Origin of the sequence: Chitinophaga sp. W3I9, from assembly GCF_050434025.1 — a bacterium.
In the GTDB taxonomy this organism is placed as follows: Bacteria; Bacteroidota; Bacteroidia; order Chitinophagales; family Chitinophagaceae; genus Chitinophaga.
This window is the reverse complement of sequence record NZ_JBNPWC010000001.1, coordinates 3,360,859-3,373,579: the sequence shown is the minus strand read 5'-3', so window position 1 is coordinate 3,373,579 and position 12,721 is coordinate 3,360,859. Positions and strand designations below refer to the sequence as shown.

Here is a 12,721-nt window from a genome sequence, read left to right as displayed (position 1 = left end):
GGATGACCCACACTTTATTCATAAAAGAGCTGGCAAAAGAGTTAGGATTTGACCATTGCGGCATTGCGAAGGCAGTGCAGCTGGACGACGATGCCCGCCGGCTGGAAACCTGGCTGAATAAAGGCATGCATGGTAACATGCAGTATATGGAGCATCATTTCGACAAAAGGATAGATCCCCGTAAGCTGGTCGACGGCGCGCAGTCGGTGATCACCCTGTTGTTTAACTACTTCCCTTCCGAACAGCAGCGTGCCGACGCCCCGCGCATCTCCAAATATGCTTACGGCCAGGATTATCATGAGGTGATCCGGGCGCGGCTCAAAACGATGTTGCTGCGGATGCAGGAGCGGATAGGTCCCGTTCAGGGCCGGGGATTTGTGGACTCCGCCCCCGTGCTGGAACGCGCCTGGGCCACCCGCAGCGGATTAGGCTGGATCGGCAAAAACGGGAACCTGATCCATAAACAGGCCGGTTCCTTCTTTTTTATAGCGACCCTGATTACCGACATCGAACTGGAATACGACGGTCCGGTGGCCGATTACTGCGGCTCGTGTACCCGCTGCCTGGATGCCTGTCCTACGGAAGCGCTGGTAGCGCCGGGTGTAGTGGATGGCAGTAAATGTATTTCTTACTTTACCATAGAGCTGAAAGAACAACTGATCCCCGATAAAATGAAGGGACAATTTGATAACTGGATGTTTGGCTGCGATACCTGCCAGGACGTTTGTCCCTGGAACCGCTTCTCCAAAGCCAACCAGGAAGCGGCGTTTACACCTGTGCCGGCGATCCTGAACTTTTCTACCCGCGATTGGGAGGAGCTGACAGAAGAAGCTTTTAAAGACATCTTCCGTCATTCTCCTCTCAAACGCAGTAAGTTTGCCGGTATCAGGAGAAATATCAACTTCCTGAACACCTAGCGACTGGTGGCTTTAATCAGCCATTGGGTCAGGTCTGTTGCTGCTTCATAGTTTTGGAAAGATGCCGGCAGCTTCTTTCCGTCCACATATTCGTTATAAAACCAGGGGTCGCCAACGGCGAAAACCTTGCCTTTTCCCACTTCAGCTACTGCCATAACAACATATTCACCATCCTTGTAAACCGCTCGCGCAGGGGCTTTCAAGGTCAAAGTGGATAATTCCTTGATATACACCTGCCGGCCAGCCTGGAATATTTCATGTCCGGCCGGGATCCGGAAAGTACCCTGCTCCCAGTTTTTGCCTTTTACACGGTTGCGACTGTCGCCATTAAAATGGATCCCGAATTTTTCACTCAGCTTGTTAAAGTGCGAAAATTCCGCGTTGGCAGAATCGTTCTCCAGCAATACCAGCACCCCGCCAGCCTTTACCCAGTTATAAATACTACGGGCGTCCTTTTCGTTCATATAGTTGGGCGTGGGCGATTCCTTGTCCGTGTCCGGATCAATGATCATATAAATATCCGTGTGTTTCAGGTTGGCGGCCGTGGGCGCCTGCAGCAGGCTATCCCTTTTCACCCCGAGGGAGTCGAAAATATGCCCCCAGAGCGACACGCCGCCGTTGTCTGTTTCGCCCCAGATGTAATGCCACCTAACCGGATTACCGGCATTGTCCTTTTTGAATTCATTATTGTAATAATAATCCAGCGTCACGGTGAGTTCCTTTGCAGGCGACTGCTGCGCGAAGGCGGTCAACCCCGTTCCTCCCAGCAGCATCATACATAAAGTAATACGTTTCATGGTTTTCATATTGGCAAAAAAGTACTCAATAATCTCCAAAGATTATAACCCTCAAAGCGTGAAATTATCCAGCCAGCGAAAAAAATATCGCCCTGTGGTGTTTTTTACTTTTTTTTAAATAATGTTTGCTAATTTCTTGACAATCGTTTTACCTTAACCTACTTTTGTAGTAAAGTGAACGCAAAACCCCATAACAAACCGCAAAATATCATTTATCATATACCGGCTATGCCGGATTTTAGCTGATTAACTTTTTATGGACCTGAGTGCCATAACGTGGAATTTTAGCAATAAAGGTCGAATTCTTTCGACCTTTCTTTTTTTATATCCGTTTTATGTTATATTGCCGGGCAATTCTATTAATTGTCAGACCAACAATTTTTCAACCAGGTAAGGCGTGTGTACATGCGGAAGCGGGTCTTAATATTCATCTTGTTATTCCTCCATACTTCGGTAATGCGGGGACAAACTCTGCCCTATCAATTCAACCGGATTGATATCAACCAGGGGCTGTCCAACAACCAGGTTAACTGCGTTTTCAGGGATAGTATGGGTTTCATGTGGATTGGTACCGTATCTGGACTGAACCGGTTCGACGGGTATCACTTCACCGTATACCAGCATGATCTGCGCGACACCACTTCTGTTTCCGACAATAACATCAATAAAATCATGGCCGGCCCGGGGCAGCAGCTCTGGATCCGGACCCGCTCGGGGATGAATATCTATGATCCTGTAACGACCCGTTTTAACCGGCGCCCCGAAAACATTCTGCGTCAATGGGGCTTTTCCGGAAACGTGGTTACCGATATTGTGAAAGACCCGTCCGGCGGATATTGGTTCCTGCATCCTTCAGCAGGCATTTTCCTGGTAGATAACGGCAACAGGGCGCAACAGTTTACACATACCAGTGATGGCGGCAGCATTGGCACCAACAGCGTATCGGCACTGCTACCCGGCGAAGCAGGTCATTACTGGCTGCTGCATAGCAATGGCCTGCTGGAAAGGATGGACGCCCGCAGCCACCGCATCGGCTACCGCAACAACACGCTCGTCAGGCCAGATATTGCCGGCGCCACCTGGTCGATGGTGGCGGATGCCGATGGCGACCTGTGGTTGTTCAGCACCAATGAAGACAACGGCGTTTACTTTTTCGATATCCGCTCCCAACAGTTCCGGCATATTGATCAGAATACCCCCGGCCTGGCGCTGAACAACAACATTGTAAGAGGCGTGGTTGCGGACAATAACGGGTTAATATGGATAGGTACCGATCATGGCGGCATTAATATCATTAATAAGAAAGCACAAAGCATCCGTTATATTGAGAATATCAACGAAGATGAACGCAGCCTGAGCCAGAACAGTATTAATGCTCTTTATAAAGATAATACCGGCATTATATGGATCGGGACCTTCAAAAAAGGATTGAATTACTACCATGAGAACATGGTAAAATTCCCGCTCTATCAATACCAGGCGTATAGCCGTAACAGTTTGCCCTATAACGATGTAAACAGGTTTGTGGAAGACGCGGCCGGCAATTTATGGATAGGCACCAATGGCGGCGGCCTGATTTACTTTGATCGCAGCCGCAACACATTTACCCAATACCGGCACGAAGCCGGTAACAACAACAGCATCGCCGGCAATGTAATTGTAAGCCTCTGCATAGATCACAACAAACAACTATGGGTAGGCACCTACTTTGGAGGCCTGGACCGGTTCGACGGCAGCCGGTTTATCCATTATAAACATGACCCGGCAGACAGCACCAGCGTGAGCGATAACAGCATCTGGGAAATACTGGAAGACAGCCGCCACCAGCTGTGGATCGGCACCCTCGGTGCGGGACTTAACCGGATGGACCCTGCCACCGGCCGGTTCCAGCGTTTCCCGCAGGTAAAATCCAAGTATGTTTCCGCCCTGCTGGAAGACCGCCAGGGAAACCTCTGGATAGGCACTTCCGATGGTATCGATGTGCTGCACCTGGCCACCGGCGTTTTCAAACATTACAACAACGTTCCCGGTGTAAACGGCAGCCTGAGTCATAATAACGTAGTATGCATTTTCCAGGACAGCCAGCAACGCGTATGGATAGGCACCCGCGAAGGACTGAACCTGTTCAGTCCAAAAAACAATAACTTCCGCACCCTTCGCAAAGAAGACGGTCTGCCGGACAATTCTGTCCTGAATATCCTTGAAGCCAACGATCACAGCTTGTGGATGAGTACTCCCAATGGTTTGTCTAATATGAAGATCGGGCCGGACGCCTTTACCTTTAAAAATTATGACGAATCCGACGGCCTGCAGGGAAAAGACTTCAACGAAAACGCCGCGTTGAAAACCAGTCGCGGGGAACTGATCTTTGGCGGCGGCAACGGGTTTAACCTGTTTTATCCCAACGCCATTGCCCTGAACAACAATATTCCGCCGGTAGTGCTCACGGATCTGCAGATATTTAACAAAAGTATACTGCCGGGCGAAAAGATCAACGGGCGGGTATTGCTGAAAGCGGCTATCCCGGAAACACAAAGCATTACCCTGAAACCGGGTGAAAACGTGTTTTCCATTGAATTTGCCTCTCTGAATTATTTCCACCCGGAGAAAAACAGGTATGCCTATATGCTGGAAGGATTTAATAAAGACTGGCTCTATACCGACGGTATGGAAAGGAAAGCCACCTTTACCAACCTGGACCCTGGGGATTATACCTTCCGGGTAAAGGCTTCCAATAACGACGGCGTATGGAATGAAAAAGGGATTACGCTGAAAATAAAAGTACTACCCCCCTTCTGGAAAACCTGGCCTGCCTTCCTGGGTTATGTGTTGCTGATACTGGGCGCCCTGTTACTGGCCCGCCGCATCATACTGGAACGGGAAAGACTGAAGTTCAGGATGGAGCAGCAAACACAGGAAGCCGCGCGCATGCATGAGCTGGATGCACTGAAAATCCGTTTCTTTACCAACGTAAGCCATGAGTTCAGAACACCGCTCAGCTTAATCATCACCCCGCTGGAAAAGATTATCCGGCAAACATCTGAAAGTACCTTAAAAGTGCAGCTGGAACTGATGCAGCGGAATGCACGACGTTTACTCAACCTGGTGAACCAGTTACTCGACTTCCGTAAAATGGAAGTCCAGGAAATAAAACTCCATACCGCGGAAGGCGATATCATCGGTTTTGTAAAAGACCTCACCTCGTCATTTTCAGACTTGTCTGATAAAAAGCATATCCAGCTTAACTTTCAGAGCAATGTACAGGAGCTGAAGATGTTGTACGACGCAGATAAAATAGAGAAGATCATCTTTAACCTGCTTTCCAATGCCTTTAAGTTTACGCCTGAAAATGGCAGTATATCCGTTCACGTTAGCTACCAGGAAACAACCGCGCAATTGGAAATTGCGGTAAAAGATAATGGTATTGGCATTCCACCGGAGAAGCAGGAGTATATCTTTGAAAGGTTCTTTCAACATGAAGTACCGGCATCTATGGTAAACCAGGGCAGCGGGATCGGGCTATCCATCACTAAAGAGTTTGTGAAATTGCATGGTGGCAGCATTACGGTAGACAGCGCCCCTGAAATGGGCAGCTGCTTCACTGTATACCTGCCGGTTAAAACGGCTGCTGTTGCTGTTCCCGGCGCTGTACAGGAAACAATTCGTACTACCACCGCCGTTACACCGGCCGCTACCGTGAACAGTAACTCTAAAAAACCGGTGGTTTTACTGGTAGAGGATAACGAGGATTTCCGTTTTTACCTGAAAGATAACCTTACCCAGTACTTCCAGATCATAGAAGCCGAAAACGGGCTTGCAGCCTGGAAACTGCTGCAGCAAACACTCCCGCACCTGATTGTAAGCGATATTTCGATGCCGGAAATGGATGGATTGGAATTGTGTAAAAAGGTGCGCGCACAACAACGCACGGCACACTTACCCATTGTATTGCTTACGGCCAGGGCCGAAGAAGCCCAGCAACTGGAAGCGCTGGAAACCGGGGCATCCGATTACATCACTAAGCCTTTTAACTTCGAGGTGCTGCTTTCGCGGATCAAAAACATTATCTCCCAGCAATCATCTCTCAGAAAAACATTCCAGCAATATATAGAAGCCAACCCGGGGGAAATAGCTATTTCATCTGCCGATGAACAATTTATCCAGCAGGCTTTACAAATTGTAGAGAAGAATATCTCCAATCCCGACTTCTCGGTGGAAGAACTGAGCAGGGCGCTTTTCATGAGCCGGGTATCTGTGTATAAAAAGATCCTGGCCCTTACCGGCCGGTCGCCCATTGAATTTATCCGGGGCATCCGCTTAAAGCGGGCCGCCCAGCTGCTCGAAAAAAGCCAGCTTACTGTAGCCGAAGTAGCTTATGAAGTAGGATTCAACAACCCAAAATACTTTACAAAGTATTTCAAGATGGAATACAATGTACTCCCCTCCGTTTATGGGAAGAAGAAATAATACCACTACTACAATCCTACATCATTCGCCTAAACAACAAATTTGCCCTATTAAATAACGAAATGCGCCCCCTGCCTACGGGATGCAATGGATAATTTTGTGGACTGACTATTAAACCTGACTATGTTCAAGCAAAACTTTAAACGAAGCAACCGCCTGTATCTGCTGATTGAAATCCTGCTGTACTGCGTGATCACCGGTTTGCTCATTGGCCTCTTCTTCTTATAACAGCCTTAAAACCAGCCTGTTCCTTCTCTATACGTTAACATTTAATGCCCTAACCGGAATCAATTAATTACCTCGCTGCTACAAACGGTTAACATAATCGCCCTACATCTAAAACATACCCATCCCCTCTGATTCCGGAGCTCCCTTTACATTTGTTTTTACACGTTTTGAAGTAACACGTTTTGAAAAATAGCTCGCGGATACCACATCCGTAATTGTAACAACCACGTTCAACCGACGAAAAAAATCCATTCAAATATGCACATAAAGAGGGCGATACCGATCGTACTTATGACGTTCCTCACTTCCTGGTGTTATGCCGGGCAGGTGGAAAAACTGTCTGATGGCCTGTTGATTCATTTAAAAAATCCTGCCCCGAATGGCGCCCGGCAGGTGAAGCTGCAAGTGGTTTCCGATAAGGTGATCCACGTAACCGCTACCCCCGACGACCATTTCACCGGCTCTCCCAGTCTCATGGCGGTAGATGCACAGGGTAATAGTATTAAATGGGATTCGGAAGAACGAAATGAAACCGTGACTTTAAAAACAGCCAGCATCACCACCACAGTGGCGCTGAATACAGGAGAAGTAGTATTCCGCGATAAAGCCGGCAACATTATATTACAGGAACAACCCGGTGGCGGTAAAAAGCTTTACCCCGGTTACCATTGGCAACAAATCATTATACCGGATCCAGCAGGTGTTTGAATCGCCCGCCAATGAAGCGTTCTATGGACTGGGGCAACACCAGACCGGTTTAATGAACTACAAAAACCAGGACGTGGATCTCACACAGTATAACTCCGTAGCAGCCGTACCTTTTGTAGTATCTAACCGTAACTATGGCATTTTATGGGATAATTATTCCGTTACCCGTTTTGGCGACAACCGTCCTTATAAACAAATGTCCGAATTACACTTAACGTCGGCCGACGGTAAACCCGGATTCAGTGCAACCTATGGCGACCGGTATAATAATACGGTGTATGTAAAAGCGGTGGAAGATAAAATTGACTATGAGTTCCTGGATCGCCTGTCGTCGCTGCCTGCAGCTTTTCCAATGGTAAAAGGAAAAGTAACCTGGGAAGGCACCGTGAATGCAGATGAAACCGGCGAGTATAAATTCTTCATGACCACCTCCGGTTACACCAAAGTATGGATCAATGGTCAGCTGAAACTGGACCGGTGGCGGGAAAGCTGGAACCCCGGCGCTTCCGTTTTCCGGCATCTGCTTCAGAAGGGACAACCCACTACCGTAAAAGTAGAATGGATCCCGGAAACAACCCAGTCCTTTATCTCTCTTAAATTCCTCCCTCCCACTCCCGTTGAAGGTGCGGATAAAATGCAACTGACTTCAGAAGCAGGTGAAAAAATTGACTACTACTTCATGTATGGTCAGCATATGGATGAAGTGATCAGCGGCTACCGGCAGGTAACCGGCAAAGCCACCATGATCCCGCGCTGGGCGCTGGGCTTCTGGCAAAGCCGGGAACGGTATAAAACACAGGACGAGATTGAAAATACCGTAGCAGAGTTCCGCAAAAGGAAAATCCCGCTGGACAATATCGTGCTGGACTGGAGCTACTGGAAACAGGATGAATGGGGCAGCCAGCAGTTTGATCCTGCCCGTTTTCCTGATCCTGTGGGCATGATCAGCCGCCTGCACAAACAATACCATACCAATTTCATGATCTCCGTATGGCCGAAGTTTTATGAAGGGATCGACAACTATAAACTTTTCGACAGCAAAGGCTGGTTATACAAACAGAATATTAAAAATAAGCAACGCGACTGGATAGGTAACGGTTATGTATCTACGTTTTATGATGCCTTTAACCCCGAAGCGCGTAAACTGTTCTGGAGCCTGTTGCAGAAGAATCTGCTCACCAAGGGTGTGGATGCATGGTGGCTTGATGCCACAGAGCCGGATATCCTGTCCAATGCCTCTATTGAAGAACGCAAAAAGCTGATGGATCCTACCGCATTGGGATCAGCCACCCAATACTTCAACACCTATGCACTGGTAAATGCGCAAGGTATTTATGAAGGGCAACGTGCGGCCAAGCCGGGTCAACGTGTATTTATCCTTACCCGCTCCGCCTATGCAGGGTTGCAACGCTATGCTGCTGCCACCTGGAGTGGGGATATCGCCGCCACCTTTGAAGAGTTCAAAAGACAAATCCCCGGCGGACTAAACTTCAGCCTTTCCGGTTTACCTTACTGGACTACAGATATCGGCGGTTTCTTTGTGGAAGATAAATACGATCAGCCCAACCCACAGGGTCCTGCACTGGAAGAATGGAGAGAACTCAATACCAGGTGGTTCCAATATGGCGCTTTCTGCCCGCTGTTCCGTTCACACGGCCAATATCCTTACCGCGAAATGTTCAACATCGCGCCCGACAGCAGTATAGCGTACCAGTCGATGTTATACTACGACCAGCTGCGTTACCGCCTGCTGCCTTACATCTACTCCGTAGCTGGCAATACTTACCACCACGACTATACGATGATGCGTGGCCTGGTGATGGACTACGGCCAGGATACAGCAGTGCTGAATATCCGCGACCAGTATATGTTTGGTCCTTCACTGCTGGTAAACCCTGTAACCGAGTACCATGCCCGCAGCCGGGAACTGTACCTGCCTGCAGGCAACGGCTGGTATGATTTCTACACAGGAAAATATGAAACAGGTGGTCAGCATATTACCGCAGCAGCGCCTTTGCAGCGGATGCCTTTGTATGTAAAAGAAGGCGCTATCCTGCCGGTAGGCCCTGCACTGCAATACACCAATGAGCGCAAGGCAGATACCATACACCTGTATGTGTATACCGGGAAAGACGGGGAATTTACTTTGTATGAAGATGAAAATAATAACTATCAATATGAGAAAGGCGTTTTCAGCAACATTTCCTTTAAATGGAATGAAGCAGCGCAAACACTGACGATAGGACAACGGGAAGGCCGTTTTCCGGGTATGCTGCAGCAAAGGCACTTCCTGGTAACGTTTGTAGGTAAACAAACCGCCGCAGGACCGGATATCAGCAATAAGACAGGTAAAATGATAACATATAATGGAATAGCAAAAACGGTCCGGGCCATCTGACCTGGACCACTTCTTCTAAAAACATTTAAACATTATTCAACCTCCTTTGCCTAAATAAAACACGTTAAACATGAAAATCTGGTACACAATCAGCAATTATTTTCCGCGGCAAACCGTTCTAAAGACGTTTGCTGTATGCAGTTTGGCTACAGCAGCGCCTCCGGCACTGCATGCAGCTGCCAATAACGGGAAGGCATATACGCAACCTGTAAAACAAGCAATCACGGGCAAGGTAACCGACACCAAAGATGGCGCCCCCCTGCCCGGCGTTAATATCATTGTAAAAGGAACTAACCGGGGCACCGTAACAAATGTAAACGGCACTTTCACCCTGCAGGCAGATGCGGGAGAAATACTCGTAGTGTCGCTGGTAGGCTATAACAAACTGGAAGTACCCGTTCAAACGGGCAGCCCGATGACGATACGCCTGGAATCGGCGGCTACAGGACTGGATGAACTGGTGGTAGTAGGTTATGGCGTGCAAAAGAAAAAAGTGGTGACCGGCGCTACTGTGCATTTAAATAATGATGACCTGATAAAAAACCCACGCCATCAGCGTGGAGCAATCTTTACAGGGACAGGCCCCCGGTGTGCAGGTAACTTCCAACTCCGGTCAACCCGGTGACGCGCTGAAATTCACCATCCGTGGTATCGGCACCAATGGCGATTCCCGCCCGCTTTTCATCATTGACGGTTTTCCGGCGGATGATATCAGCTTCCTCAATCCAAATGACATTGCCAGCGTAGATGTGCTGAAAGATGCCGCCTCCACTGCCATTTATGGAACCCGCGCAGCGAATGGTATCGTAATGATCACCACCAAAAAGGGCCGCGCCGGTAAAATGAATGTCAGCTTCGACGCCTCCTACGGATTGCAGAATCCTGCCCGCAAGCTGGACCTCCTCAATGCGCAGCAGTATGCCAACATTATGAATGAGGCATCCATCAACTCCGGCTCTGTGCCTATCTATACACCAGACTCCATTGCGAAACTGGGTACAGGCCCCGACTGGCAGAAAGCAGCTACCAATAAAAATGCACCCATACAAAATTATAGCCTGAGTCTTTCCGGCGGTAATGAAAAGTCCGTTTTCTCTTCGTCCTTTTCCTTCCAGGGACAGCAAGGCGTGATGGGGCTTCCCGGCAGGTCTAATTTTGAAAGAACTTCTTTCAGGATCAATTCAGAACACAAACTGTACAAAGACCTGATCAAAACAGGAGAAAACCTCACCTTCGCGCATACACGCCAGCGGGGTATCGGTACAGGTAATATCTACAATAACTCTATCCGTGGTTTATTAAACGCCACTCCCATTTACCCGGTGTATAATGCGGATGGCAGCTATGGCAAATCGCCTTATGCGGATGAACCCAATCCGATCGGTTCCATTGATTATACACAAAATAATCAAACCATTACCGACAGGATCATCGGTAACATCTATGCGGAAGCTATCCTGGCTAAAGGATTGACCTTCCGTACGGATTTTGGCGCGGATATCTCTTATAACTACAACAATGCTTTTATTCCCGTATATAACCTGGGAACCAATAACAGCAACGAACATTCTTTTGCCAGTCAGGGTATGTACCGCAACCTTACCTGGAACTGGGATAACACCCTCACCTACCAACTCACTGCCGGCAAACATAACCTGAACGTAATGGTGGGTACTACCGCCAAAAAATACGAAGGCTATAATGTAAGCGGCAGTAAAACAGACCTGATCATCGCCGACTTTGATCACGCTATTATTGATAACGGCAGGAATGATTCCACCCGTAAAGTATTCGGCACAAGAAGCATGAATGCACTGCAATCTTACTTTGGCAGGGTGTTTTACAGCTACGACGATAAGTACCTGCTTACCGCCACGCTTCGCCGGGATGGTTCCACGAAGTTTGGCTCCAACAACCGCTATGGCTACTTCCCCGCTTTCTCTGCAGGATGGATCGTTACCAACGAATCGTTCCTCAAAAACAGCAGCTGGATTAACTTCCTGAAGATCCGCGGCGGATGGGGACAAAATGGTAGTGACAGGATTGATGACTTCAGGTACCTGGCCACCATCAACTCCACCTACCGCGATTATTATTTCAACGGACAAAAAGCGATCGGCGCGTCTCCTGATAAAATACCCAATCCTGATTTGCATTGGGAAGCATCCGAACAAATTGATCTCGGATTTGACGCAACATTGTTCAAAGACGTAACCGTTACATTCGACTGGTATCAGAAAAATACCCGCGACTGGCTGGTAACCGCTCCTATCCCCGATTTGGTGGGTACCGGCGCACCTACCATCAACGGCGGTAATATTCAGAACAAGGGTATTGAACTTGGTATTAATTATAACCACACATTTGGAGAAGTAAACATTGGTATCGGCGGCAACATTGCTTTCAATAAAAATACCGTGATAGATATTCCAAACCAGGAAGGTGTATTGCATCCTTCTTACAACGGCGTACTGTCGTCCAACATGGATGAATACTTCCGTGCACAGAACGGAATGCCTATCGGCTATTTCTATGGCCTGAAAACAGCCGGTATCTTCCAGAACCAGGCAGAAATTGATGGTTACACCAGCAAAAGCGGCCAGAAAATACAGCCAGGCGCACAACCCGGCGATGCCCGTTTCGTAGATCTGAACGGCGACGGCGTCATCAATGGTGATGATAAAACAAAGGTGGGTGATCCCAATCCTACACAAACGTATGGTATCTCTCTGTCGGCAGGCTGGAGAGGATTTGACCTGAGTGTATTACTCAGCGGTGTGGGTGGCAATGACATTGTGGATGGTACCAGGGCTTACGACCGTTTTTATAACAACTATACCACGGCTGTTTTCGACCGCTGGCATGGTGAAGGAACGTCCAACAGCACGCCCCGTGTAACACTGGGTAATGAGGCCAACCAGAACTACACCCGTTTCTCTGACCTGTATGTACACAATGGCGCTTTCATGCGTGTAAAGAGCATCAACTTTGGATACGATCTTAAGAAAACTTTACTGAAACGTTTACCGGTTCAGCAGCTCCGGTTGTATGTATCCGGATTGAATGTATTTACGTTTACCCATTACCGTGGGTTAGATCCTGAAGTAGGTTATGGAATCGACAGCTGGTCGTCTGGTACTGACCTCGGTTATTTTCCACAGCCAAGAACTGTTTTATTCGGTCTTAATGTTAAATTTTAAACTCCG

The 12,721-nt window shown here is 48.2% G+C and carries 7 protein-coding genes; 6 read left to right on the top strand and 1 reads right to left on the bottom strand.

The window, feature by feature from the left end:
* The first annotated feature begins 2 nt into the window (after nucleotides 1-2).
* Complete coding sequence (gene queG, locus QFZ51_RS14080; protein ID WP_429046615.1) at nucleotides 3-917, top strand: tRNA epoxyqueuosine(34) reductase QueG; 915 nt, start codon at nucleotides 3-5, stop codon at nucleotides 915-917.
* Here the strand turns inward: queG and QFZ51_RS14075 are convergent.
* A complete protein-coding gene (locus QFZ51_RS14075) occupies nucleotides 914-1,714 on the bottom strand; it encodes a hypothetical protein (protein ID WP_429046614.1) in 801 nt (266 codons plus the stop codon). The two genes, queG and QFZ51_RS14075, sit on opposite strands and share 4 nt — an antisense overlap.
* Before the next feature lie 456 nt (nucleotides 1,715-2,170).
* Between QFZ51_RS14075 and QFZ51_RS14070 the strand changes: the two genes are divergently transcribed.
* The 5 genes from QFZ51_RS14070 to QFZ51_RS14050 all read left to right on the top strand — a co-directional run bounded on the left by QFZ51_RS14070 (nucleotide 2,171) and on the right by QFZ51_RS14050 (nucleotide 12,715).
* Nucleotides 2,171-6,181 (top strand): two-component regulator propeller domain-containing protein, encoded by a 4,011-nt coding sequence (locus tag QFZ51_RS14070; RefSeq protein WP_429046613.1) that lies wholly within the window; start codon nucleotides 2,171-2,173, stop codon nucleotides 6,179-6,181.
* Between the two features lie 486 nt (nucleotides 6,182-6,667).
* Complete coding sequence (locus QFZ51_RS14065) at nucleotides 6,668-7,117, top strand: DUF4968 domain-containing protein (protein WP_429046611.1); 450 nt, start codon at nucleotides 6,668-6,670, stop codon at nucleotides 7,115-7,117.
* On the top strand, nucleotides 7,047-9,515 hold the full coding sequence (locus tag QFZ51_RS14060; RefSeq protein WP_429046610.1) for a TIM-barrel domain-containing protein: 2,469 nt from the start codon (nucleotides 7,047-7,049) through the stop codon (nucleotides 9,513-9,515). The genes QFZ51_RS14065 and QFZ51_RS14060 overlap by 71 nt, the downstream gene beginning before the upstream one ends.
* Nucleotides 9,516-9,585: 70 nt before the next feature.
* Entirely contained in the window at nucleotides 9,586-10,140 is a 555-nt protein-coding gene (locus QFZ51_RS14055; protein ID WP_429046609.1) for a carboxypeptidase-like regulatory domain-containing protein, read from the top strand.
* Nucleotides 10,073-12,715 carry a SusC/RagA family TonB-linked outer membrane protein gene (locus QFZ51_RS14050; RefSeq protein WP_429046607.1) on the top strand — a complete coding sequence of 881 codons (2,643 nt, stop codon included), beginning with the start codon at nucleotides 10,073-10,075 and terminating at the stop codon, nucleotides 12,713-12,715. Before QFZ51_RS14055 ends, QFZ51_RS14050 begins: the two co-directional genes overlap by 68 nt.
* The last annotated feature ends 6 nt before the right edge of the window (nucleotides 12,716-12,721 follow it).